The following is a 23,349-nucleotide window of genomic DNA, read 5'->3' as shown; positions in this document are numbered from 1 at the left end:
CTCAATTTCCCGTGTGCGCGGCGCCGGACGCGGACGGCGTCGGCGGCTCGCGCTCGTCGTTGCGCACTCTGAACGACATCGCATAGAGCGCCGGCAGATAGAACAGGGTGAGGATGGTCGCGCTCGTAATGCCGCCCATCAGCGCGGTCGCCATCGGTCCGAAAAAATTCGAGCGCAGGAGCGGAATCAACGCGAGCACGGCGGCCGCGGCGGTCAGCGTGATGGGCCTGAAGCGCCGCACGGTCGCGCCGACAATCGCGTCGAAACGCTTGTGTCCGGCGGCAATGTCCTGCTCGATCTGGTCGACGAGAATCACCGAGTTGCGCATGATGATCCCGAACATTGCAATCACGCCGAGCATCGCGACAAAGCCGAACGGCTGGCCGAACAGCAGCAGCGTAAGCACCACGCCGATCAATCCGAGCGGCGCGGTGAGCACCACCATCAGCACCCGCGCGACGCTTTGCAGTTGCACCATCAGCAGCGTGAGCACGGCGACGATCATGATCGGTATCTGCGCATTGATCGACGTCTGGCCCTTGCCGCTTTCCTCGACGGAACCGCCAATCTGGATCCGGTAGCCGACCGGCAGGCTCGCGCGAATCGGCGCGAGCGCGCGGTCCACGGCATGCGTCACGTCAATGCCTTGCGCGCCCGGCGCCACGTCGGATTGCACGGTGATGGTCGGCTGGCGGTCGCGTTCCCAGATCACGCCGTATTCCAGATCGTTACGCAGACGCCCGAGCGTGCCGAGCGGCACCGCGCCGTTCGGCGTGGGCATGGCAAGCGTGACGAGCTTCGCCGGGTCCACGCGCTCGGCCTTCGGCGCGCGCAGATCGACGCTGATCAGCTTGTCGCGCTCGCGGTACTGCGTGACCGTATAGCCGGAGAGCGTCATCGCGAGGAAGCTCGATATGTCGTCGGAGCTCACGCCTAGCTCGCGCGCCTTTTTCTGGTCGACTTCGAAGCGCACGGAGCGCTCGGCCGGTTCGTCCCAGTCGAACTGCACATTGCGCGTGCCGGGGTCCGCACGCAGCGTAGCGGCGACGCGCCCGGCGATCGCGCGCACCGTCGCGATGTCGTCGCCGCTCACGCGAAACTGCACGGGATAACCGACGGGCGGACCGTTTTCGAGGCGCGACAGGCGCGTGCGGATCGCGGGGAAATGATTGCGCAGCTCCGGCTCGAGCCATTGCGCCAGTGTCTCGCGGTCTTTCACGGACTTCGCGGTGATCACGAACTGCGCGAAATTCGGCTGCGCCAGTTGCTGATCGAGCGGCAGGTAAAAACGCGGCGCGCCGCTGCCGACAAAGTCCACCGAGTGGTCGATCTCGGGGCGTCCCACGAGCGCCTTCTCGAGCCGCTTCGCCTCGCGCAGCGTTGCTTCGAACGACGCGCCCTCGGGCAGGCGCACATCCACGAGCAGCTCGGGCCGGTCCGAGCTCGGGAAGAACTGCTGCGGCACGAGCGAGAAGCCCGCCATGGCCAGCAGAAACAGCACGACAGTCACGGCGAGCACGGCGAAGCGCCGCTCGATACACCAGCCGATCCAGCCGCGCAGACGCGTGTAAAAGCGCGTGTCGTAGATGTCGTGCTCATGCTCGTGCGCCTCTGCGTTGCCGGCCTCGTGCGCCGCGCGCTTGCGTTCGGGCAGCAGGTGATAGCCGAGCAGCGGAATCAGCACGACCGCCGCGAGCCACGACGCAATCAACGCAATGGCCGACACTTCGAAAATGGAGCGCGTGTATTCGCCCGTGCTGGACTTGGCCAGCGCGATGGGCAGAAAGCCCGACACGGTGACGAGCGTGCCGGTCAGCATCGGAAACGCCGTGCTCGTGTACGCGAACGCCGCAGCGCGCGTGCGGCTCCAGCCTTGTTCCAGTTTCACCGCCATCATTTCCACGGCGATGATCGCGTCGTCGACCAGCAGCCCGAGCGCGAGCACGAGCGTGCCGAGCGAGACCTTGTGCAAACCGATGTCGAACAGATACATGCACAGCGCCGTGACGGCGAGCACGACCGGGATCGAGATCACTACCACCATGCCGGTGCGCACGCCGAGCGAGACGAGGCTGACCACCAGCACGATCGCGACGGCTTCGGCCACGGCTTCCAGAAAGTCGTCGACGGAATGGGCAACCGCGTGCGGCATGCTCGACACTTCCGTCAATTGCAGGCCGGCGGGCAGGGCGCGGCGCAGGTGCAGCATTTCCGCATCGAGCGCCTTGCCGAGGCGGATGACGTCGCCGCCCGGCTGCATCGTCACGCCGATGCCGAGCACCGGCTTGCCGCCCGCGCGCATCTGCGTGACGACGGGGTCGTCGTAGCCGCGCTTGATCGTCGCGATATCGCCGAGCCGGAACGAGCGGCCGTTGATGCGGATGAGCGTGTCGGCGAGCGCCTCGACGGTCTGGAACTGGCCGGAAGGACGCACGAACACGCGGTCGTCCGCCGTGGTCAGCGTGCCCGCCGGCGACACCGCGTTCTGCCGGTTGATCGCCTCACCGAGCTGCTGCGGCGAGATGCCGAGGCGCGTGAGCTGCGTGTTGCTGATCTCGATGTAGATATGCTGGTCGGGGTCGCCGAAATAGTCGACCTTTGCGACGCCGGGCACACGCAGCAGCACGGTGCGCAACTGGTCCGCGTAGTCGTGCAGTTGCGCGGGCGAAAAGCCGTCGCCTTCGAGCGTGTAGATATTGGTGTAGACGTCGCCGAATTCGTCGTTGAAGAACGGCCCCTGGACGCCTTGCGGCAAGGTGGCCGCCATGTCGCCGACCTTTTTGCGCACCTGGTACCACGTGGCGGGCACCTCGCTGACCGGCGCGGAGTCCTTCATCGTGAAAAAGATCAGCGACTCGCCGGGGCGCGAGTAGCTGCGCAGAAAGTCGATGGCGGGTGTTTCCTGCAGCTTGCGGCCGATGCGGTCCGTCACCTGCTCCTGCACCTGCCGCGCGGTCGCGCCGGGCCAGAAAGTGCGGATCACCATCACGCGGAACGTGAACGGCGGGTCTTCGGATTGCGCAAGGCGCGTGTACGCGAGGATGCCGAACGCGGTAGCGAGGGCGATCAGAAACACGACCAGCGCCTGATGGCGCAGCGCCCATGCGGAGAGATTGAAGCGTCCTTCTTCGGGCGTCGTGCTCATGAAGCAAAGTCCTCCGGATGCAGCGGCGCGATGGCGCGGACCGGCTCGCCCGCGCTCACGGTGTGCACGCCTTGCAACACGACCTGCTCGCCGTCCTTCAGGCCCTGGCTCACGACGATCGTGCGCTCGTCATAGCGCGCGACCGTGACGCGGCGCAGTTCCAGCTTGCTGTCCGCCGCACGCACGACCCATACCGCCGGCTCTTTGCCGTCGTGAAAGAGCGCGGTGGCCGGCAGCACGAAAAAGCCGTGTTGAGCTTCAGCGCCGCTTGCCGTTGATGACGAACGCACGCTGAGCGCGATGTCGGCGGTCATGCCGAGGCGCATGTCGGGCCCGGGATTGTCGAGCGTGAGCTTCGCGCGGTACGTGCGGCTCTGTGGATCGGCGGCTGGCGAAAGTTCGCGCACGCGCGCGGTGAAGGTGCGGCCCGGCAACGCGCCGAGCGTGACTTTCGCCGTCTGTCCGAGGGCGAGAGCGGCGAGCGCGCTTTCCGGGACGTCGCAGACTACGTCGAGCTCGCCGCTCCACGCGAGGTTGTAGACGGCCTGGCCCGCCGACACGTTCTGACCCGTGTCGGCCTGCTCCGCGGTGATGACGCCCGCGTGATCGGCGACGAGCGTGGTGTACTGCAACTGGTCTTTGGCGAGCGCCGCCTGCTGCGCGGCCTGATCCCGCTGGGCGGCGGCGGACGCATAGGCGTTCGTGGTCTGCTCGAGTTGCGCAGGCGCGATCAGATTTTCTTTGGCCTGGGCGCGGTCGCGTTCGAGCTGCTGTCTGGCGTACTGATAGCTGTGCTCCGCGGCGGCAAGCTGGGCTTGCGCGCCGGCTGCGTTCTTCTGCGCATCGGCGGGATCGAGCCGGGCGACGATCTGGCCGTTCTTCACTACGTCGCCGAGGCGCACGCGCCGCTCGACGATCTTGCCGCCGACGCGAAACGACAGCGGCGTCGAGTAGCGCGCCTGCACTTCGCCGGGCAAGGACATCACGGGCGCCGTATTGCCGTCCGCATGAACCGCGGCGGCCACCACAGGCCGCGGCTCGGGCGCCGCCGCCTCTTTTTTCGAGCATCCGCTTAAAGCAAGGAAGCCCGCGAGAGCAAGCGCCAGAGCCGCGTGCTGCGGCTCGCGATGCCGCGCGAGACGAGGGACCTGCCGACGCATCGCCAACGATGCCGGAAAAACGGGACGCTTCACAATGACCCCAACAGGAAACAGCGAAGAATGACGGCAAGCCGCAACGCCGCCGCGAACAGCGCAGGCCCGCTCATGCAATCGGCATACGCGTCTGACTTCCAATGAAGGATCGCATTCTAATACACACCTGTATTTGAATGTCGAGGTGAATCGGAATTCTTTTCGGTGCTAGACTTGCGGCCATGAAACGGCAACGACTGACACGCGAGCAGAGCAAGGACCAGACGCGGCAACGTCTGCTCGACGCTGCGCAAGCAATTTTTATGAAGAAGGGCTTCGTCGCGGCGAGTGTCGAGGACATCGCGGCAGCGGCGGGCTATACGCGCGGCGCGTTCTATTCGAATTTCCGCAGCAAGAGCGAACTCTTTCTCGAGTTGCTGCGGCGCGACCATGAAACCATGCAGGCCGGTCTGCGGGCCATTTTTGAGGACGCGGCCACGCGCGAACAGATGGAAGAGCGTGTGATGCGTTACTACAGCAATCTGCCTCGCGAGAACAAATGCTTTCTGCTGTGGGTGGAGGCGAAGCTGCTCGCGGTGCGCGACGGCCGTTTCAGGCTGCGTTTCAACGCTTTCCTGCATGAAAAGCTGGAGCAGCTGGCGGCGTATGTCCGCGAATTTTCAGAACGCGTCGGCACGCCGCTGCCGCTGCCGGCCGAGATGCTGGCCATGGGGCTGATGGGTTTGTGCGACGGCGTGCAGTTCTTCCATGCGGTGGATCCGCAGAACGTGCCGGGAGAGATGGCGGAAGCGGTGCTGACGGGCTTTTTCGCGCGCGTCGTGTACGGACGCAGCGCCTGAGGCGCGCAACGCTCGCGGCGGAGCCGGAGCGCAAGCGCAGCGGGGCGGGCGGCGCCTGCGTCATCGGGCAAACGTGCCCGAATCAGTTCGTGGCGAGTTGCGTGCAGCTATCGGCGACGGGGCTCGCGCAGACGAACGAATACTCGCCGCTGTAGCGCAGCACTTCCTCGCCCGCATGCAGGACGACCTTGATGTCTGGGCAACGCTCATAAGCGATGAAGGCCGAGCAGGCTGCGGCGGACCAGCAGACCAGAGAAAACGCGATTTTTTCGAGAAGCTGGAAACGATGTGTCATGGCAATCGACTGGCAGTGAATTTCTTCCTGGCGATATCTTACCAGCCTCTAAGGGTTTATACCTAGTCAAACGCCGTACTCATGCGTCAAGCTGTGGTATCGACGCGTCGGCCAAGCTGACGCGATTGCCATCCACAGGTCAGGGTTGGGACAGGTCGGGTCGATACAATCGATTCGTTGGGCAAATCCGCGCGAGCCTTGCCGCGCGGGTGAGACAGGCGGCAGCGCTGCGCCGGCCCGGCATCTCGAGGCAGGAGTCGTCCCATGAATCAATTGCAGTCCATGCGCGTGTTCGTCAGAGTGGCGGACCTCGGCAGTTTCGTTCGCGCGGCCAATGCGCTGGATCTGTCCACCGCGGTGGTCACCCGCCATGTGGCGGATCTCGAAGCACGGCTCGGCACGCGTTTGCTCAATCGCACCACGCGCCGTCTTTCGCTGACCGAAGCGGGCGCGACCTATCTGGAGCGCGTGCGCCATATCCTCGACGATCTGGAAGGCGTCGAGCAGATGCTGGCGGCGCGTCATCATGAGCCCGTCGGGACTTTGCGGATCGTGGCACCCGTGGTGTTCGGGCTGCAGAGCCTCGCACCGGCGGTGCAGTCCTATGCCGCGCGCTACCCCGAGGTGGTGCCCGACGTGACGCTTGCCGACCGGCAGGCGGATCTTGTCGAAGAAGGTTTCGACGTCGGCATCATGGTCGGGCGTCCGGCTCGCAGCGCGAGCATCGTGACGCGGCGGCTCACCACCTGTCAGTTGACCGTCTGCGCGACGCCGGACTACCTGGCGCAGCACGGCACGCCGGCGCGGCCCGACGATCTGCTGGCGCATCCGTGCCTGAGCCGGCCGCCCGAGCAGGGCGGCGAGGAACGGCTCTTCAGCGGACCCGAGGGCCTCGTGCGTGTGAGGACCGCCAACGCGATCGCCGCGAACAACAGCGAAATGCTGCGGCAGTTCGCGCTGCTCGGCATGGGCGTCGCGATCCTGCCGAGCTATCTGATCGGCCGCGATCTGGCGGCCGGCCGGCTTGTCGAACTGCTCCGCGATTACCGTCTGCCGGAGATCGAGATCACGATTGCCTATCCCAGCCGCCTTCACTTGCCGGCCAAGGTGCGGACGTTCGTCGATCACCTCGTCGGCCATTTCGAGTCGGATCTCACCGCGCCGGCCCGCGATTCGCGCCATGCGAGGCACGCGGCTGCACTTGCCCGTTCCGCAGCCCGGCGCTCGGGGGTGCGAGCGGCCGCCGCTGCGCCGTTGCCGGCCTGAGCGCGGCGCGGCTCAGATCCAGAGATCGTTGACGGCCGTGCGTTCGTTGGTGTCCTCGCCGGTATTCCTGACGCCGCGCGGCTCGATCAACAGCAGCTTGACCTCGCCTTGCGCGAACGGCTTGTGCTCGGTGCCCTTCGGCACGACGAACATCTCGCCCGCCGACAGCGTCACGAAGCCGTCGCGCATGTCGATGCGCAGCCGGCCGTCGAGCACGATGAAGGTCTCGTCGGTGTCGGCGTGCTGATGCCACATGAAATCGCCTTCGATACGCACGACCTTGAACTGGTAGTCGTTCATTTCGGCCACGACGCGTGGCTGCCACTGGTCGCGAAAGAGCGCGAGTTTTTCAGCGAAGTTGATGGCGCGGTAGGTCTGCGGGACGCTCGGGGTGCTGGACATGCGGATGCTCCTTCAAAAGATGGTTGCTGTCTCGGGAAAGAGCGTAACTCGCCATGAGCGGACGGGTCTTGAACGTTTGTGGGCGTGAAAGTCTGGGAGGCGTGGGAGGCTGGACACGCTGAACCGCGTGAACCGCGTGAATCGCCGAGCCCCCGCTTCACGCCTCGCCGGTACGCCGCGGCAAAGTTCCGAGCATGGCGAGCCACTGGCCAGGCGCGACGCCCCAGGCGCGCCTGAAGTGCCGCGTCATATGGCTCTGGTCGGAAAAGCCGCTGGCGGCGGCCGCGTCCGCGAGCGGCAGGCCCGCGAGCGCAAGTTGACGCACGAGGTCGAGCCGCCGCATGGTCAGATAGCGGTGCGGGCTCGTGCCGAAGAGGGCGCGGAAATCGTGCGAGAGGCTCCAGCGGTCGCGGCCGGCGGCGGCCGCTACATCGTCGAGGGTCACGGCGCGCTCGCGCGAAGCAAGCAGGTATTCGCGGGCTCGCCGCGCGGCGGCGTAATCCACCGGGCGGCGCGTCGGCGCCGCGCCCGCCGCCGCGTGAAGCGCCATGGCGAGTTCGTAGAGGCCGTCGTCCTGTTCGAGCGGGTCCATCGCGCGATCCATGCCGCGGAGCAGGTTGCGTGTGGCGGCGAAAAGGCGCGGATCGTCCGATAAACCGCCTTTGACGAAAGGCAGCGGCTTGCCGCCGAGCGCCTCCTGAAAGAGCGCCGGATCGACATAGATCATGCGGTAGCGGAAGCCTTCGCCGGTGCCGGCCTGGCCGTCGTGCGGCTCGTCCGGATGCAGCACGATGGTGCCGCCGGGCAGTCTGTGGCGCAGGCTGCCGCGATAGCGAAAACTCTGCACGCCCGCGAGCGTGCGGCCGATCGCGTAGGTATCGTGACGGTGCATTGCGTAGCCGGCGCCGTGGAAAAACGCTTCGATCCGCTCGATGCCGCCTGCGCCGTTCATGCCACCGGCGCCACCCACGGCGGTCGACGGCGGCGAGCGATAGATCCAGTCCACGCCGTGCTTTTCCACCGACGCCGCGAGGCGTCGCGGCGCGTGCGCATGCCCGCTCACGCGCTCAGACCGGGCCCGAAATTGCCGCCGATCAGACGCGTGACGGCATCGACGTCGGCGTAGTCCTGCTCAGGCAGGCCGTCGAGCATCGACAGCACCTCGTTGCTCGCGCCCGCCTCGCGGGCCGCGTCGACGAGCGCGTCCTTGTTGACCGGGAAGCGAACTTCGCTGAGCAGGTCGGAGATCTGGAGGTCGATGGATTCCCCGGGAATGGACGATGCCGTCATGCAAGCGCTCCTGCTGGTACGGTTAAAGTAGATAAGGGCCGCGGCTGGCACTGCGCGCGCTGACGTAACCCGACCCGGCGTCACGCCTTGCTGCCTGAGCGCGATGGCGAGCCGGTTCGCCGCACTGGCCCCTCGATCGCGGCCGACCGGGAAGCTCACGCGAGCGGCATCGCGCTCAGGTCTGCAGATGCTCGTTGCGCGCCGCATACCCCCGCTCGGGATGCCGCGACTTCGGCAAAACGATATGCTGCCATTGTTGTGGGCGATTGTCGTCGGTGACGGCCACGTCGGGCGCCGCCGGAGCGACTGGCGCGGCGTTCGCGCGGGCGGCAAGCGTGTTCGCCGGCATGCTCTCCTGCGCGGTGTGAACCGGCGCGGCAAAGCACGAAGCGGACAACGTCACCATGGTCAACAGCGTCGAGGTTTTCATGCCCGACCTCCTCAGCTCATGCGGCGCTAAGCGTTCAGCAAGGGCTGTGCCGTCCTCGCGTCGAAAGGAAAGCACAAGCCGCGCGAGGCCGGGCTGCGAGGCCGCGCGCTTTCGGCACGCGCGGCGCGCAAAACTTGCAACACACCTCGAGACCTCTCATTGTAGATCGCCGATGATGGCGCGGGAATGGCAGCCAGATAGCGGCAATCTTCAGGTGTTTGGGCGGCGCGGCATCTCACGCAGCACCTATCTGAGCACCTATCGCAACACCTCAAAGCGCGTCCACGGCCACGAAGGCCGGTCGCGCATATAGCCGTTCAGCCAGTTCCACTGCGGATGCCGTTTCATGAACGCCTGGGCGTCGAACGGTCGCCCGCACGGATGACCCCAGCGCGCGCTGAACGCCATGTCGCGCGCCATTTCGCTGTCGGCCACCTTGCCGTCGTTTGCGCCCCACGGATTGAACGGTCCGTGGTCCGAGCCGCCGAAACGCGCGTCGTCCAGTTCCAGATGCCCGCAGATGGTGCGCGAGCAGGGGTTGTCGTTGCGATCCAGATAGACGTCGTGATGATCGGCGATCATCGCCTTCGCGAGCTCGACGTCGATCTTGCCGCGGTGCATCTCTTGCAACTGCATGAAGCGCAGCCGCCGCGCGCCGTTCTTGCGCACGTCGGTGTAGTCTTCCCCTTCGCCGATACATTCCTGATTGCGGATCTTCAGGTCGGTCGCCGTGTTGTAGCCGCTGTAAAAGCCGTCCGTTGTGCTCTCGAAACCCGAGTAGTGCAGCCCCAATTCGTAGCGCGCGATTTCGCCGGTCTTGATGTCGCCGAGCAGCCAGCTGTTCGCATAGCCGCCGTTGTTGGCGAGCGCGAACATTTCGCACCATTCGCCGATGCTGTTCGCATACTGCGACGCCCGCCGCGAGCGGTAAAACTCGGGCGCGCCCGCCGCGTTGTAGCCGACGAAGTTGGAGATGGTGGTTTCCGTCACCATCAGGCCGGCGGCCGTGATCCAGAAATCGGTGAGGCTGGAAATGCAGCCCGGCAGGCCCTGCATCAGAATCCGGTTGCCCTGATCCGGCACGATGTCGAACACGACGTTGAAGGCGTCGCCGGCGGCGTAGCGGTCCCAGGAGTTGTGCGCCATCACGATGCGGCCGTCGCGCGTCGCGTTGCCGGTCGCAATGAACGCGCTGCAATGGTGGCCGCGCCGGCCCCGCCAGGGTTTCAGCCCGAGGGCGGGCTTTTGCTGCGCCGCGTGCGCCGGCCACCAGCTTTGCAGCAGATCCATGTAGCCGTTCCACGCCAGCACTTCCGCGAATGGCAGCTTGGCGCCGTCGGCGATGCCCTGGATTTCGTCGGCGAATTCGGTGTCGAGCTTGTTGCCGAACTGCGAGACGGCCGCCTCGACGAACGTGTCGAAATCCTCGCCGGTGTCCCATCTGGCCAGGTAGCGGGCGGTGCGGATCGCGTTGCGGATTTCCGCCGCGAGCAGTTGGCCGTGCTGTTCGCCGCGGTCGTACGGCTCGCCTTCGATATGCACGAAGATCCAGCCCGCCTGGTCGCGGCGCACGGCATCGAGGGACGGTTCGCTCATTTTCGCTCCGATGGGATAGCGGGCGAGCGGCACTCCGGCGCACCCGTCCTGGCGTAACCTCGCGCTGCCGATGCCGATACACGGCCGCGGCGCTTTTCCCATTGTAGAAAGTTTGCGCTGCTTTGCCCGGGCGCGACGCCGATGCAGCGTGCGCCGCGGCGGCGCCCTCAGCGCGTCGGGTTCATGCGGAAATACGCATCGAGCAGCGACGTTTTATAGACGACGCCCGCGAGCCGCGGATGCGCGGCGCTTTCCACGACCGGCAGGCGCTCGCCCTGGAACGCCATGAAGTGTTGCAGCGCGACGCCGAGCGGCATGTCCGGCGTGAGCACGTCGAAATGCGGCTGCAGGTAGTCGGCGGCGGTTCGCGTCGAGGTGTCGCGCTTGTCGAGCAGATCGGAGGTGATGTCCTTCAGTGCGACCACGCCAAGAAACGCGCCCGATTCGTTGGCCACATAGAGATACTTCACCGGATATTCGAGGAACACACGCGTCATGTCGTGCACGGTCGCGTTGGGCGGCACCACCGTTTGCGCCGGGCGGATCAGCTCGCGCATCTGCGTCGCGCGCAGGCGCGTGCGTTCCTGCTCTTCCTGATTGCGCCGTAGCGTGATTTCATACATCGACGTCTTGCCGATCGCGCGCGACACGAAGTACGCGACCACGCACGACAGCATCAGCGGCAGCACCACCTGGTAGCTGAGCGTCATTTCGAAGATCATCAGAATCGCCATGAGCGGCGCCTGCGTGGCGCCCGCGAGAAACGCGCCCATGCCGACCATCGCATAGGCAAAGGGCGCCGAGGTGCCGTGCGGCCACAGCGCGTGCATGCCCTGGCCGAACAGCGAACCGACCACCGCGCCGACAAACAGCGTGGGCGTGAAGACGCCGCCCACCGCGCCCGAACCCGCGGTGGCCGCGGTGGCCACGAGCTTGAACACCAGCACGACGACGAGCGCGGTCCACGTCCACGGCGAATGCAGGATCGAATTGACGACGCTGTAGCCGTTACCCCAGACCTCGGGCGTCCACACGGACAGAATGCCGACCACGAGCCCGCCCAGCGCGAGCCGTGCGGGCAGCGGCAACGACAACTGGCGAAAGAGAGCCTTGGAGCCGTCGAGCAGCCGCAGAAACTGCGGCGCAGCCGCGCCGCACAGCAGACCGAGCGCGACGAAGAGCAGCACCTCGATGCCTGCCACCGGCGGAAACACCGGCATCTCGTACGGCGGCTTGTAGCCGGCGAACTCACGCATCGTGATGTTGGCGACCACGGCCGCGACCACCACCGGCCCGAAACTTTCCATGGCGATGGAGCCGAGCACGATCTCCGTGACGAAGAACGCGCCCGCGATCGGCGCGTTGTACGCCGAGGTAATGCCGGCCGCCGCGCCGCACGCGACAAGCAGGCGCAGGCGCGGCGGATCGAAGTGCACCCAGCGTCCGATCAGCGAGGCCGCCAGCGCAGCAAGCTGCACCATCGGACCTTCGCGGCCGATCGAGCCGCCGCTCGCAATCGTGAAGAGCGACGAGACGCTGCGCCACAGGCTCAGCCTGACGGGTACCACGCCGTCGCCGATCGCTACCGCCTCCATATAGTCGACATGATTGCATTTGTCCGCGTGACGCCGCGCGACCAGCAGCAGAAAGCCGGCGATCAGGCCGCCGGCCGCCGGCAGCCAGATGCGTACCGTCCACGGCAGGCTGCGCGCCATTTCCACGAAGCTGCCCGACTTGCCCGCCACGGCCAGTTGCAGCACCTCGATGCCCATGCGAAAGGCGATGGTCGCAAAGGCGCCGCCGACGCCGACCACCACCGACCAGACGAGCATCGTATGGGCGTCGGAAAGACGGAAAAGATCTTGAGCGCGGGTGCGCAGCTTCAGCAGGAATGAAAGCACGTCGGCGGTACTGGGCAGAAAAAGGGTTGCAAAGCGGGTTGCAAAGCGGGCACGACAACAGCAGCGCGCCCGCTGAACCAGGCGGGCGCGCGGCGGGGCGGGAACGGGGAATGACGGCGCCGGGTCAAGCCGCCGCCTTGTCGAGTTCGGGATAGTGCCGGAAGATGCACGCCTCGTTATGTTCTATGCGGCGCTCCGACTGCAGATAAGCGGCGATCTTCGGCCGCTTCATCACCGCGGCATGCAGGGCGGCGAGCCGCGGATAGTGGTCGGCGAAGCGCGCGAGCGCACGCGGAAAGGCGTAAAGCAGTCCGTCGATCAGCTGGAACATCGAGAGGTCCACGTAGGTGAGCGAGTCGCCGACCATGAAGCCGTCGCCGGCCGGATTCTGTTTCAGCACGCGCTCGAAATAGTTCATGAACTTTGGAATCCGGTTGTCGATGAAGTCATGGGCGCGCGCTCTCGCGGCGTCTTTCTGATCCTCGTAGTAGAGGCTGGATGCCAGCGGGTGATGCGTGTCGTGCGCCTCGGTCACCATGTCGGCAATGGTGAGCTGCAGCCCATTTGCCACGTAGCGCAGGCTTTCCACAGAGGGCGCAAGGTTCAGACGCGGGCCGAGATAAAACAGGATGTTCGCCGTTTGCGAGATCACCAGGTCGCCGTCTTTCAGAAACGGCGGCGCAAACGGCGGGTAGGGTTCGTCGCGGCTTTTCATGACCGCCATCATCGCGCCGGTGCCGAGACCTTCGGACGGCTCGCCGCGCGCCACTTCGACATAGTCCGCGCCGGCTTCTTCGAGTGCCAGCCTCACAAATTCGCCACGGCCTTGCAGACCGTCCCAATAGTAAAGTTCCAGGCTCATCGATCTGTCCTCATTCGGGTTGCAGGAACGTCGTGCCGAACGCATTGCTGTGCCCACCGCCGCTGTGTACCGCATGTCGATGCACGGCGTGTTTCTCGCGCCTCGTAGGGCGTGCTGCGTGCTTCGCACGCCAGCCAGTATGCCGCGCGGCGGCGCCGGATGCTTTCCAAACGTACGAAACCCCGCACGCGGCGGGGTGGGTTCGAGCGCAAAACGGTTTAGCCGAAGAGGCGCTGGACTGCCCATGTGATGCCCAGTCCGCCCGCGATCAGCCATGCATACAGGATCAAGCCGGTGGTCAATGCGCGCGGACCGGCCTGGCGAATCTGCGAGACCCGCGTTTCGATGCCGAGCGCGGTCATGGCCATGGTCAACGCAAAGGTGTCGAGCGTATTGAGCGTCGTGGTGGCGGCCTGCGGCAGCACGTGCAGCGAGTTGATCACGACGAAGGCGAGAAAGCCGAGCGCGAACCAGGGAATCGCGAGCTTGCCGGCATGTTGCGGATGGCCCGACGCGCCTGCTTGCAAGCCGGCGGTCGAAGCGTCGCGGCGCGCCGCGCGGTTGACCCACAAGCCGACCACGAGCAGCACCGGCACGAGCAGCATGACGCGAGTCATCTTGACGATGGTGGCGATATGCGTCGCCTCCGGGCTCACATTGCTCGCGGCGCCGACCACCTGCGCCACCTCGTGGATCGTGCCGCCGAAGAAGAGCCCAGCGCCGACCGTATCGAGATGCAGCCAGCCCGCGTTGAAGAGCACCGGGTACAGGAACATGGAAAGCGTGCCGAACAGCACGACGCTGCCCACCGCCATCGCGCTTTTGTGCGGTTTGGATTGCAGCGTGGACTCGAACGCCAGCACGGCCGCGGCGCCGCAGATGGCGCTGCCCGCCGCAGTGAGAAGTGCCGTGTCGCGGTCGAGCTTCATGATTTTCATGCCCGCCCACGTGCCGATCACGAGCGTGCTCACGACGATCAGCACCGACTCCGCAAGCCCGGGCAAGCCGACCTGGGCGATTTCCTGGAGGCTTACGCGCAAGCCGAAGAACGCGACCGCGATGCGCAGCAACTTGCGCGCGGAAAAATTGACGCCGGCCGCCCAGCTTGCCGGCATGCCGTCGCGCAGGGCGTTGCCATAAATCGCACCGGCCACGATACCGACGATCAACGGGCTCAAGCCGAGGCCGGCAATGGCCGGCATTTCAGCGATTCGCGTGACGGCGGCGGCGAAGAGGGCGACGAACAGAATGCCGTTGAGCTGGCCGCGGGCGGACGATGCTTCGGCAGTGGTCGTAGTAAGGCGGGCGGTGGTCATGGTGGCAGCCTTCGCGACGGACGGGATTCGATGGGTCTAATCCTAAATTAGATATATGAATATGAAAAATCGTGATTTAGAATGGAAACTATCCGTTTTACCGATAGTTAGAAGAGATGACCCCGGATCAACTTATAACATTTGCAGCCGTCGCCGAGCATCTGAACATCAGTCGCGCCGCGCTGGCGCTGCATCTGTCGCAGCCCGCGGTGTCCGGACAGCTGCGCCAGTTGCAGGACGAGTTCGGGGAGCCGCTTTACCAGCGCGACGGCCGCGGCGTGCGGCTGACGCCGGCGGGGGAGCAGTTGGTGCAGTACGCGGCGCGGCTGCGCGACACGTGGCGGCAGGCGCACGCGTACCGGGACGCGCTGCGCGGCCTCGAACACGGCACGCTGCGGATCGGCGCGACCACCACGCCCGCCAGCTACCTGCTGCCGTATCTGCTCGCGGATTTCCACAGGCGGTATCCTGAAGTCGCGCTGCATACCGTCGACGGAAATACCACCGACATCGTCGGTGCGCTCGGTTCCGTGGACATCGCGCTGATCGAGGGGCCGGTGGGCACGGACCTGCCGCCCGATACGGCCGTGCACGCCTGGCGGGAGGATGAAATCGTGGCGATCATGCCGCGCTCGCATCGGCTCGCGGGCGCCGGGGAAGTGGGCGCTGCGGGAGGCGGGGAAGGAGGCGAAGGACGTGAGGGAGGCGGACGAGGCGAGGGAGGCGGACCAGGCGAGGGACGCCACGGCGGCCAAGGCGGCCAAGCCTCCAGCCTCGACCTTGCCGCGCTCGGCGCCGAGCCGCTGATCGTGCGTGAGGCCGGTTCGGGCGTGCGGCAGATCGTCGAGCGCGCATTCGCCCGCGCGGGCGTGCCGATGCGGGTGGCGCTGGAAATTGCCGGCGTCGAGGGCGTGAAGGAAGCCGTGCGGGCAGGCATGGGCATCGGCTTCGTCTCGGCGATGTCGATGCGCCATGAGAACGGTGCGTTGCGCGTGTTTTCTCTGGCTCCGCAGCCGCTGACGCGTCGGCTCTCGATCGTCGTCCCGCACGGAGGCACGCCGTCGCGCGCGGTGCAGCAGTTTCTGACGATGTGTCTCGCAGAGCGGGCCTAAAGCTTGGACGCCCCGGCGCCAGCCCACGTGCAACTTCACCGCCCTCCGCCTGGGGATTTCCACTATGGCGTCCCGCCCGGACGCAGGCGCACTATTCGGACATCGCAAGCGCTTCGGCGCTTTTTTGAAATCCGTTTTTGGAACCGGTTCCAAACAGCGAATAGACGAAGAAACGGTAGTCCAGACATGACAAATGCAGTGGAAGTCGCCATCGTCGCGAGCGCCTTCGGCGCGGACGCCGTGCGCACGGCCGGTCATCGAAAGTGGGCAGAGGCTAGCCGGCGCGCCGGGGCTGCCGGTTTCGAAGTGCGTCGCGAATTGTTCGGCTACGAGGCGGACGCCGCGCCGACGCGCCTCGCCGGCCTCGGTAAGGACATTGCGCAGCTCGGCTTATGGTCGGTGTACTCGACCCCGGCGTCGCTCTATACGGCAGACGGGCAGCTCGACGCCGCCGCGCTGCGCCGCGCGCTCGACGAAGCCGCCGCGCTCGGTGCGCGCTTCGTGAAGCTTCAACTAGGCGGTTTTGCGGACCACGCGAACGGCGATGCGATCGCCGGGCAGTTGAAAGGTGCGAATGTGCGGCTCGTCGTCGAAAACGGGCAACTGACGCAGGGCGGCTCGCTGCATCAGTTCGTCGGCCTCTTCGATGCATTGACGCGCGACGGTCACGCGGACCTGCTCGGCATGACTTTCGATGTCGGCAACTGGGCGTGGTGCGGTGTACGGGCGCTCGACGCAGCCGTGGCGCTCGCGCCTTACGTCGAGTACGTGCATTGCAAGATCGCTGCGGGCGAGGGCGCACGGCGTTTCGCCACCGCGCCCGCCGCCGACGACGCGCGTTTCGCCGCCGTGCTCGAGCGGCTGCCGCGCGGCGTGCCCCGCGGCATCGAGTTTCCGCTCGACGCGGCCGCCATCCACGACGATGCCACGCGGCGCGTCGCCTGGCTCGCGGCGGCGTGAGCAGCGAGCCGGGGGCGGAGCGGAGCCGCAAGACTGGCGCAATAACAACCGCATCAACCGCATCAACGACACCCCCGGCCCCACGCCCAGGCAGGAGCAACCCATGACTCACCAAGGCACAGCATTGGACATCATCACCTACGGCGAAGCCATGGCCATGTTCGTGGCCGCCGAAACGGGCCCGCTCGCGGGCGTCGGCCAGTTCAGGAAACGCATTGCGGGCGCCGACCTGAACGTCGCGATCGGCCTCGCGCGGCTCGGCTTCAAGGTCGGCTGGATGAGCCGCGTCGGCAACGACTCGTTCGGCCAGTACGTGCGCGACACGTTGACGAGGGAAGGCATCGACCAGCGCTGCGTGAGTACCGACGAGCGCTATCCGACCGGCTTCCAGTTGAAGTCGAAGACCGACGACGGCAGCGATCCCGCCGTCGAATATTTCCGCCGCGGCTCGGCGGCGAGCCACCTGTCGGTCGCCGATTACTCCGCGGACTATGTGCTGCCCGCGCGTCATCTGCACCTGACCGGCGTCGCGCCGGCCATTTCCGCCAGCTCGCGGGAACTCGCGTTCCATCTGGCACGTGAGATGCGCGCAGCTGGAAAGACGATTTCGTTCGACCCGAATCTGCGCCCGACGCTGTGGCCCTCGCGCGCCGCGATGGTCGAGGGTCTCAACGCGCTCGCCGCGCTCGCCGACTGGGTGCTGCCCGGCATCGGCGAGGGCGAGATTCTGACCGGCTACACGCGGCCCGAGGACATCGCCGGCTTCTATCTGGAGCGCGGCGCGCGCGGCGTGATCGTCAAGCTCGGCGCGGCGGGCGCGTATTTCCGCACCGCCGACGGCGCCGCCGCCATGATCCCCGGCCAGCCGGTCGCGAACGTCGTGGATACGGTCGGCGCGGGCGATGGTTTCGCCGTCGGCGTGATCAGCGCGCTGCTCGAAGGCAAGCCGCTGGCGGAGGCGGTCGCACGCGGCAACCGCATCGGCGCGCTGGCGATTCAGGTGATCGGCGATTCGGAAGGCTTGCCGAGCCGCGCCGAACTCGACGCGCTGGAGCGCGCCGGTCCGGCAAGCGTCGCGCAGGCGGCCTAAGGCGTCGTCAAGCGGCGCCGCCTTGCGGCGGCGCGCATTCATCACAGCAAGAGCGCTCACCAGCGAAGCAAAGCGAGGCACAAGCCACGCAGAAGCCACGCAAAAGCGCCGCACAAGCCCCATTCATCATTGTTCCGGGAAGCACGTAAAGGAGACACCCCATGACCTCATCTCTCGCGATCCGCCGCTGGTGGACGATCATGCCGATCGTCTTCATCACCTACAGCCTCGCTTATCTCGACCGCGCGAACTACGGTTTCGCGGCGGCCGCCGGCATCAACCAGGACCTCGGCATCAGCAAGGGACTGTCGTCGCTGATCGGCGCGCTGTTTTTCCTCGGCTATTTCTTCTTCCAGATTCCCGGCGCGATCTACGCCGAACGCCGCAGCGTCAAGAAGCTCGTGTTCTGGAGCCTCGTTCTGTGGGGCGGCTGCGCGGCGCTGACCGGCATGGTCAACAACATTCCTTCGTTGATGGTGATCCGCTTCGTGCTCGGCGTGGTCGAGGCCGCGGTGATGCCGGCGATGCTCATCTTCATCAGCAACTGGTTCACGAAGAGCGAGCGCTCGCGGGCCAACACTTTCCTGATTCTCGGCAATCCGGTGACGGTGCTGTGGATGTCGGTCGTGTCCGGTTATCTCGTGCATTCGTTCGGCTGGCGCAACATGTTTATCGCCGAAGGCGTGCCCGCGATTCTGTGGGCCGTGTGCTGGTGGTTCATCGTCAAGGACAAGCCGCAGCAGGTCACCTGGCTCACGCAGCAGCAGAAAGACGACCTCGCCGAAACGCTGCGCGCCGAGCAGGCCGCGATCAAACCGGTGCGCAATTACGGCGAGGCGTTCCGCTCGTCGGCGGTGATCAAGCTGTGTGCGCAGTACTTCTGCTGGAGCATCGGCGTGTACGGTTTCGTGCTGTGGCTGCCGTCCATCCTGAAGAACGGCTCGACGCTCGGCATGGTCGCAACCGGCTGGCTGTCGGCGCTGCCGTATCTTGCCGCGACCATCGCAATGCTTGCGGCCTCGTGGGCATCGGATAAACTCAACCGCCGTAAAGTGTTCGTGTGGCCGTTCCTGCTGATCGGCGCCATCGCGTTCGCAGCGTCGTACGCGCTCGGTGGCATGCATTTCTGGCTCTCGTATGCCTTGCTCGTGATCGCGGGCGCCGCCATGTACGCACCGTACGGCCCATTCTTCGCGATCGTGCCGGAGCTGCTGCCGAAGAACGTCGCGGGCGGCGCGATGGCGTTGATCAACAGCATGGGCGCGCTCGGTTCGTTCGTCGGCTCGTATGTGGTCGGCTATCTGAACGGCGCGACCGGAAGCCCCTCGGCATCGTATGCGTTCATGAGCGTGGCGCTGCTCGCCGCGGTCATCCTGACGCTGATCGTCAAACCGCAGCAGCAGACGGCGCATGCGGGGCACACGCTCGCCACCCCGTTGCAAGGAAAATAAGCTGATGAAGAAGATCGTCGCGTGGAAGTCGCTGCCTGAGGACGTGCTCGCGTATCTGCAACAGCATGCCGACGTCGTGCAGGCGGATCCCGCCCGCCCTGACGCGTTCGTCGCCGCCTTGCGCGAGGCGGACGGCGGCATCGGCGCGAGCGTCAGGATCACCCCGGCCATGCTCGAGGGCGCGACGCGGCTCAAGGCGCTCTCGACGATCTCCGTCGGCTTCGATCAATTCGACGTGGCCGATCTCACGCGGCGCGGCATCGTGCTCGCGCACACGCCCGACGTGTTGACGGAATCCACTGCGGACACGGTGTTTTCGCTGATCCTCGCGTCCGCGCGCCGGGTCGTCGAACTCGCCGAATGGGTGAAGGCGGGGCACTGGCAGCGCAGCATCGGGCCTGCGCAATTCGGCGTGGACGTGCAGGGCAAGACGCTCGGTATCGTGGGTCTCGGGCGCATTGGCGGGGCGGTCGCGCGGCGCGCCGCGCTCGGCTTCAACATGCGGGTGCTGTACACGAACCGCAGCGCGAATCCCGAGGCGGAAGCGGCTTATGGCGCGCGCCGCGTCGAGTTGCCGGAACTGCTCGCCAGCGCCGACTTCGTCTGTCTGCAAGTGCCGCTCACGGCGCAGACGCGGCATCTGATCGGCGCGCGCGAACTCGCGTCGATGAAAAAAAGCGCCATCCTGATCAATGCGTCGCGCGGCGCGATTGTCGACGAAGCGGCGCTCATCGAGGCGCTTGGCAACGGCACGATCCACGGCGCGGGTCTCGACGTGTTCGAACAGGAGCCGCTCGCCGCCGACTCGCCGCTGCTGAAAATGGCGAACGTGGTCGCTTTGCCGCACATCGGCTCGGCGACGCACGAGACGCGTCACGCGATGGCGCGCAACGCGGCGGAAAATCTCGTCGCGGCGCTCGCCGGCACGCTCACGACGAACATCGTCAATCGCGACGTGCTGCAACGGTGAGGAGCGTCGCGATGAAGCATGTGCCGCACGGGTGCTGTGACAGGCATGGCAGGGCGAACCATGGGTGCGCATCATGAGCGCTACGCCGACATCCCGAAGTGCGCCGCGCCGCGCGACGATCACCGACGTCGCGCGCGAAGCCGGCACCGGCAAGACCAGCATCTCGCGCTATTTGAACGGCGAGATGAGCGTGTTGTCGGCGGAGCTGCGCGCGCGCATCGAGGCGGCGATCGAGCGGCTCGACTATCAGCCCAATCAGATGGCGCGCGGCTTGAAGCGCGGGCGCAACCGGCTGATCGGCATGCTGCTCGCCGATCTGACGAATCCTTATACCGTCGAGGTGCTGCAGGGCGTCGAGGCCGCCTGCCACGCGCTTGGCCTGATGCCGCTTATCTGCCACGCGGCGAACGAAGTGGAAATGGAGCGGCGCTATCTGCAACTGCTCACCACATATCGTGTGGAAGGCGTGATCGTCAATGCGCTCGGCGTACGCGAGGAAACGCTGCGGCCGGTGGGCGGCGGCGGGATTCCGGCGGTGCTGGTCGACCGTTCCGTCGATGGGCTCGTCGCGGATATCGTCGGGCTCGACAACCGCGCGGCGGCGGAGCTGGGCACGCGGCATCTGCTTGAGCGCGGGTTTCGCGACATCTGGTTCGTCGTGCAGCCGTTCGAGCAGGTGAGTTCGCGCCGGCTGCGCGAGGCGGCGTTTCGCGAGACGATGCGAGCGCAGGCGCAGGCGGGCTCGGGCGCCGACGGCGACGGTGGCGTCGCTCGAGGCCATACCCTCGTGCTCAATCTCGCCGATGCCGCGCAAACCGAAGAGAGCCTCGCGGAGCTGGACCGCGCGATCGAGGCGGCCAACGTGACGGCGGCGACCAAGGCGAAGGAGGCGGCCGATGCCGCCGGTCACCCCGCAGGCGCGCTCGGCAATGCGTCGCGCGTTGCCGTGTTCGCCGCCAACGCACCGGTCGCGCTGCGCCTTGCGCTGCATCTGAAGGCGCGTTACGGCGCCGGCTGGCAGACGCGCGTGGCGCTGCTTTCTATCGACGATCCCGATTGGGCCGAACTGACCGGCATCACGACGATTCGTCAGCCCACTTACGACATCGGCTATCGCGCGGTCGAGTTTTTGCATGAGCGCATCGAGGGCGTGCAGACTTCGGCACGCGATTGTCTGCTGCCCGGCGAGCTGATCGTGCGCGCGTCGACAGCGAGCTGAGCGGATAAGCCAAGCACGCGGCGGCCGACACGGCCGCCGCGCGTGGCCCACGGTCGGGCTCCGCTTTTGTAGTCGCGCAAGCTTCACGTCCCATTTTCCCGCGATCTGCGATCATTCGGCCTGCGACGCGCAGCCGGTGCGCGCCGGTTATCGCAAGGAAACTCATGGTCGTTGCACCGCTTACCCTGTCGAGCCTCGCGCTTGCGACCCTGCTCGTCGCCGCTTTGCCTTTTCTCCTTTACCGCCGCCTGCGCCGGCCGCTCGCACTCGAGCCGCGCGCCGCGATTGCCGGTATCGCCGTTTTCGCGCTCTTCGCCATGGTTTTCGAGCGCGCGCTGAACGATTATGTGCTGCATCGGAATGCGGCGACGGCGACCTTGCTGTCGCATCCGTTCGCTTTCGTCGTGTACGGCGCGCTGATTGCGGGCATCTGCGAGGAAGTGGGCCGGTTCATCGGCATGCGGCTTCTGATGAAGCGCGCTGCGGCACGCGCGGCAGGCAAGCCCGCCTCCGTACCCGCAGCCGCGCGCACGGACGACGGCACGGCGCTCGCGTACGGTCTCGGGCATGGCGGCGCGGAAGCGTGGCTCGTCGGCGTGCTGGTGCAGATTCAGTGGATCCTGTTCGCCGTGTTCGAAAACCGCGGCCAGCTCGACAGCTATCTGAGCAATCTGCCGAGCGAATCCGTGATGCGCATCCATTTGATACTCGCGAGCCTGACGCCGCAGACAGCCGGCATTTTCGCGCTCGAACGGGTGGCCGCGCTGGTGTTTCAGATCGGCTTGTCGGTGCTCATGTGGCGCGGCTTGCGGGCCGGCTGGCGCGCGATCCTGCCGCTCGCGATCGCACTGCACGCGCTCGTCGACGTGCCCGCCGCGCTGTTCCAGGCGCAGCTCGTGCCGCTCGCGGCCGTCGATGCGCTCTATGCGCTCGGCGCCGTCGTCGTGGTGGGGCTGCTCGTCAAGGCGTTGCGGCGTCCTCAGTTGGATCGCGTGACGGAAACACCTCGTTAGCGAAAATCGCCGGGGTGGCGGGGCTTGTGGCAGGTGCGTTCATGGCCGCTGTTTTACAATCGGCGGCCTGCCACCGCATGCCTATAACGTTCGGCACATCCCATGGAAGCTTACCAATACGACTGCGCGAGTCCCGAGTTCGAAGAGCTGGCGCGCGTCATCAGCGATCTTTTTCCCGAGCAGACGCAGTTCATCCAGCGCGCGGCCGAAGACGGCACGCCCACGCTCGCGATCCACTGGGTAGCGATGCGTTTCGGCGCCACCGCACGGCGCATCGTGATGACGGTGGAGATCGCACCGGCCGCGCTCGCGCGCTACCGGGCGTTGCCCGCGCGGCTGCGTGGCCGCAGCTTCGCGGTGCTGCGCGCGTATGTCGAGGCCAGCATCGGCTCGCTGGAAGAGCAGTATGCGAACGGCGAGGCGGTGCCGCGCGAAGTCACCGTCGATCTCGGCGACGAGTTCGCGTGACGGCACCTCAATCGGCGAAGCGGTAAACCTTGGCGAAGCGGGCGGCCTGCACGACGCCGTAATCGCCGGGCGCGTACTGCATGATCCAGTCGCCCGCGGCGCCGCGCAGCACGTCGCCGCCGCTCGCCGAGCGGGCCAGTGAAAACGCTTCTTGCATCTGTTTCGCGAGCACGACGGCAGGGCGGTTGCGATACGCGCCGGGCTCGCCGTGCGCGAGTGTTGCGTCGGCGGGAACATATTTGGCGTCGAAGCGTTCGCGCGACACGACCCAGCGGTCGCCGGTCGAGCCGGTGATCAGCGCGTCGCCCCGCAGATAGCGGTTCGGGCCTTCCAGGCTCATCAGTTCGCCTTGCGTGGCGGCGAATTCGACGGTGACCGTTTCGTCTTTGACGACGCGCCGGGCGGCGGCGTCCTGGCTCAGGTCGAGGTTTTTCAGGTCGTTCATGAAGCGGGCAGAGGGTGTGTTGACGGCGGCGTCGTGATGTGGCGTCACCGAGCGCGGACCAGCATCATGCCAGATTGCACCTTGGGAAGCGGCTGTTTCGCGGCGCGATGCATCGCGATGTCCAC

General features: G+C 66.3%; 22 protein-coding genes. 10 read left to right on the top strand and 12 right to left on the bottom strand.

Annotated elements, in window-relative coordinates; all coding sequences use genetic code 11:
• Position 1: 1 nt before the first annotated feature.
• Together HV711_RS21220 and HV711_RS21215 are read right to left on the bottom strand one after the other, a co-directional pair.
• Positions 2-3,145: an efflux RND transporter permease subunit gene (locus tag HV711_RS21220; RefSeq protein WP_035479751.1), complete on the bottom strand. Its 3,144-nt coding sequence runs from the start codon at positions 3,143-3,145 to the stop codon at positions 2-4.
• Positions 3,142-4,305: an efflux RND transporter periplasmic adaptor subunit gene (locus HV711_RS21215; RefSeq protein WP_035479752.1), complete on the bottom strand. Its 1,164-nt coding sequence runs from the start codon at positions 4,303-4,305 to the stop codon at positions 3,142-3,144. Before HV711_RS21215 ends, HV711_RS21220 begins: the two co-directional genes overlap by 4 nt.
• Positions 4,306-4,520: 215 nt before the next feature.
• On the opposite strand from HV711_RS21215, the gene HV711_RS21210 reads away from it, so the two are divergent.
• The gene (locus tag HV711_RS21210) at positions 4,521-5,138 is read left to right on the top strand and encodes a TetR/AcrR family transcriptional regulator (RefSeq protein ID WP_013588159.1); all 618 of its coding nucleotides are present in this window, start codon (positions 4,521-4,523) and stop codon (positions 5,136-5,138) included.
• Positions 5,139-5,220: 82 nt separating this feature from the next.
• On the opposite strand, the gene HV711_RS21205 is transcribed toward HV711_RS21210, so the two are convergent.
• Complete coding sequence (locus tag HV711_RS21205; protein ID WP_013588160.1) at positions 5,221-5,433, bottom strand: hypothetical protein; 213 nt, start codon at positions 5,431-5,433, stop codon at positions 5,221-5,223.
• Between the two features lie 264 nt (positions 5,434-5,697).
• On the opposite strand from HV711_RS21205, the gene HV711_RS21200 reads away from it, so the two are divergent.
• Complete coding sequence (locus HV711_RS21200) at positions 5,698-6,699, top strand: LysR family transcriptional regulator (protein ID WP_035479753.1); 1,002 nt, start codon at positions 5,698-5,700, stop codon at positions 6,697-6,699.
• Between the two features lie 12 nt (positions 6,700-6,711).
• Here the strand turns inward: HV711_RS21200 and HV711_RS21195 are convergent, their stop codons facing one another.
• From HV711_RS21195 to HV711_RS21160, 8 genes are all read right to left on the bottom strand, one after another.
• On the bottom strand, positions 6,712-7,101 hold the full coding sequence (locus tag HV711_RS21195; protein ID WP_028362408.1) for a cupin domain-containing protein: 390 nt from the start codon (positions 7,099-7,101) through the stop codon (positions 6,712-6,714).
• 157 nt (positions 7,102-7,258) lie between these two features.
• Complete coding sequence (locus HV711_RS21190; RefSeq protein WP_035479754.1) at positions 7,259-8,164, bottom strand: AraC family transcriptional regulator; 906 nt, start codon at positions 8,162-8,164, stop codon at positions 7,259-7,261.
• Complete coding sequence (locus HV711_RS21185; protein WP_013588164.1) at positions 8,161-8,391, bottom strand: DUF2795 domain-containing protein; 231 nt, start codon at positions 8,389-8,391, stop codon at positions 8,161-8,163. Before HV711_RS21185 ends, HV711_RS21190 begins: the two co-directional genes overlap by 4 nt.
• 175 nt (positions 8,392-8,566) lie before the next feature.
• Positions 8,567-8,821, bottom strand: a complete 255-nt coding sequence (locus tag HV711_RS21180; RefSeq protein WP_013588165.1) for a hypothetical protein — start codon at positions 8,819-8,821, stop codon at positions 8,567-8,569.
• Between the two features lie 258 nt (positions 8,822-9,079).
• Complete coding sequence (locus tag HV711_RS21175) at positions 9,080-10,417, bottom strand: C45 family autoproteolytic acyltransferase/hydrolase (protein ID WP_035479755.1); 1,338 nt, start codon at positions 10,415-10,417, stop codon at positions 9,080-9,082.
• A 167-nt stretch (positions 10,418-10,584) separates the two neighbouring features.
• Entirely contained in the window at positions 10,585-12,318 is a 1,734-nt protein-coding gene (locus tag HV711_RS21170) for a ClcB-like voltage-gated chloride channel protein (RefSeq protein WP_013588167.1), read from the bottom strand.
• Positions 12,319-12,442: 124 nt separating this feature from the next.
• Positions 12,443-13,180 (bottom strand): glutathione S-transferase, encoded by a 738-nt coding sequence (locus tag HV711_RS21165; RefSeq protein ID WP_013588168.1) that lies wholly within the window; start codon positions 13,178-13,180, stop codon positions 12,443-12,445.
• Positions 13,181-13,398: 218 nt separating this feature from the next.
• Positions 13,399-14,496, bottom strand: coding sequence for a YeiH family protein (locus tag HV711_RS21160; protein ID WP_035479756.1), 1,098 nt, complete (start codon positions 14,494-14,496; stop codon positions 13,399-13,401).
• Between the two features lie 116 nt (positions 14,497-14,612).
• Between HV711_RS21160 and HV711_RS21155 the strand changes: the two genes are divergently transcribed.
• From HV711_RS21155 to HV711_RS21120, 8 genes are all read left to right on the top strand, one after another.
• Positions 14,613-15,608: a LysR family transcriptional regulator gene (locus HV711_RS21155; RefSeq protein WP_035479757.1), complete on the top strand. Its 996-nt coding sequence runs from the start codon at positions 14,613-14,615 to the stop codon at positions 15,606-15,608.
• A 186-nt stretch (positions 15,609-15,794) separates the two neighbouring features.
• The gene (locus HV711_RS21150; RefSeq protein WP_013588171.1) at positions 15,795-16,568 is read left to right on the top strand and encodes a sugar phosphate isomerase/epimerase family protein; all 774 of its coding nucleotides are present in this window, start codon (positions 15,795-15,797) and stop codon (positions 16,566-16,568) included.
• Between the two features lie 103 nt (positions 16,569-16,671).
• Positions 16,672-17,658: a sugar kinase gene (locus HV711_RS21145; protein ID WP_035479759.1), complete on the top strand. Its 987-nt coding sequence runs from the start codon at positions 16,672-16,674 to the stop codon at positions 17,656-17,658.
• Positions 17,659-17,819: 161 nt separating this feature from the next.
• Positions 17,820-19,109 carry an MFS transporter gene (locus HV711_RS21140; protein ID WP_035479760.1) on the top strand — a complete coding sequence of 430 codons (1,290 nt, stop codon included), beginning with the start codon at positions 17,820-17,822 and terminating at the stop codon, positions 19,107-19,109.
• A gap of 4 nt (positions 19,110-19,113) precedes the next feature.
• Complete coding sequence (locus HV711_RS21135; protein WP_035479762.1) at positions 19,114-20,079, top strand: 2-hydroxyacid dehydrogenase; 966 nt, start codon at positions 19,114-19,116, stop codon at positions 20,077-20,079.
• A 73-nt stretch (positions 20,080-20,152) separates the two neighbouring features.
• Complete coding sequence (locus HV711_RS21130; protein ID WP_035479763.1) at positions 20,153-21,298, top strand: LacI family DNA-binding transcriptional regulator; 1,146 nt, start codon at positions 20,153-20,155, stop codon at positions 21,296-21,298.
• Positions 21,299-21,462: 164 nt separating this feature from the next.
• On the top strand, positions 21,463-22,311 hold the full coding sequence (locus HV711_RS21125; RefSeq protein ID WP_035479765.1) for a YhfC family intramembrane metalloprotease: 849 nt from the start codon (positions 21,463-21,465) through the stop codon (positions 22,309-22,311).
• A gap of 102 nt (positions 22,312-22,413) precedes the next feature.
• On the top strand, positions 22,414-22,779 hold the full coding sequence (locus tag HV711_RS21120; RefSeq protein ID WP_025598674.1) for a DUF3022 domain-containing protein: 366 nt from the start codon (positions 22,414-22,416) through the stop codon (positions 22,777-22,779).
• 7 nt (positions 22,780-22,786) lie between these two features.
• Here the strand turns inward: HV711_RS21120 and HV711_RS21115 are convergent, their stop codons facing one another.
• Positions 22,787-23,224: a PGDYG domain-containing protein gene (locus tag HV711_RS21115; RefSeq protein ID WP_035479766.1), complete on the bottom strand. Its 438-nt coding sequence runs from the start codon at positions 23,222-23,224 to the stop codon at positions 22,787-22,789.
• Between the last annotated feature and the right edge of the window lie 125 nt (positions 23,225-23,349).

This window comes from Paraburkholderia phenoliruptrix (assembly GCF_902859825.1).
Lineage (GTDB): Bacteria > Pseudomonadota > Gammaproteobacteria > Burkholderiales > Burkholderiaceae > Paraburkholderia > Paraburkholderia phenoliruptrix.
This window is presented reverse-complemented; position numbering and strand designations above follow the sequence as displayed.

Excerpts from the sequence above, each read along its gene's own strand:
- HV711_RS21125 (WP_035479765.1), top strand. The coding sequence starts at position 21,463 with ATGGTCGTTGCACCGCTTACCCTGTCGAGCCTCGCGCTTGCGACCCTG.
- HV711_RS21220 (WP_035479751.1), bottom strand. The coding sequence starts at position 3,145 with ATGAGCACGACGCCCGAAGAAGGACGCTTCAATCTCTCCGCATGGGCG.
- HV711_RS21175 (WP_035479755.1), bottom strand. The coding sequence starts at position 10,417 with ATGAGCGAACCGTCCCTCGATGCCGTGCGCCGCGACCAGGCGGGCTGG.
- HV711_RS21120 (WP_025598674.1), top strand. The coding sequence starts at position 22,414 with ATGGAAGCTTACCAATACGACTGCGCGAGTCCCGAGTTCGAAGAGCTG.
- HV711_RS21180 (WP_013588165.1), bottom strand. The coding sequence starts at position 8,821 with ATGAAAACCTCGACGCTGTTGACCATGGTGACGTTGTCCGCTTCGTGC.
- HV711_RS21135 (WP_035479762.1), top strand. The coding sequence starts at position 19,114 with ATGAAGAAGATCGTCGCGTGGAAGTCGCTGCCTGAGGACGTGCTCGCG.
- HV711_RS21130 (WP_035479763.1), top strand. The coding sequence starts at position 20,153 with ATGAGCGCTACGCCGACATCCCGAAGTGCGCCGCGCCGCGCGACGATC.
- HV711_RS21200 (WP_035479753.1), top strand. The coding sequence starts at position 5,698 with ATGAATCAATTGCAGTCCATGCGCGTGTTCGTCAGAGTGGCGGACCTC.
- HV711_RS21185 (WP_013588164.1), bottom strand. The coding sequence starts at position 8,391 with ATGACGGCATCGTCCATTCCCGGGGAATCCATCGACCTCCAGATCTCC.
- HV711_RS21155 (WP_035479757.1), top strand. The coding sequence starts at position 14,613 with ATGACCCCGGATCAACTTATAACATTTGCAGCCGTCGCCGAGCATCTG.
- HV711_RS21195 (WP_028362408.1), bottom strand. The coding sequence starts at position 7,101 with ATGTCCAGCACCCCGAGCGTCCCGCAGACCTACCGCGCCATCAACTTC.
- HV711_RS21210 (WP_013588159.1), top strand. The coding sequence starts at position 4,521 with ATGAAACGGCAACGACTGACACGCGAGCAGAGCAAGGACCAGACGCGG.
- HV711_RS21140 (WP_035479760.1), top strand. The coding sequence starts at position 17,820 with ATGACCTCATCTCTCGCGATCCGCCGCTGGTGGACGATCATGCCGATC.
- HV711_RS21160 (WP_035479756.1), bottom strand. The coding sequence starts at position 14,496 with ATGACCACCGCCCGCCTTACTACGACCACTGCCGAAGCATCGTCCGCC.
- HV711_RS21115 (WP_035479766.1), bottom strand. The coding sequence starts at position 23,224 with ATGAACGACCTGAAAAACCTCGACCTGAGCCAGGACGCCGCCGCCCGG.
- HV711_RS21150 (WP_013588171.1), top strand. The coding sequence starts at position 15,795 with ATGACAAATGCAGTGGAAGTCGCCATCGTCGCGAGCGCCTTCGGCGCG.
- HV711_RS21205 (WP_013588160.1), bottom strand. The coding sequence starts at position 5,433 with ATGACACATCGTTTCCAGCTTCTCGAAAAAATCGCGTTTTCTCTGGTC.
- HV711_RS21215 (WP_035479752.1), bottom strand. The coding sequence starts at position 4,305 with ATGCGTCGGCAGGTCCCTCGTCTCGCGCGGCATCGCGAGCCGCAGCAC.
- HV711_RS21145 (WP_035479759.1), top strand. The coding sequence starts at position 16,672 with ATGACTCACCAAGGCACAGCATTGGACATCATCACCTACGGCGAAGCC.
- HV711_RS21165 (WP_013588168.1), bottom strand. The coding sequence starts at position 13,180 with ATGAGCCTGGAACTTTACTATTGGGACGGTCTGCAAGGCCGTGGCGAA.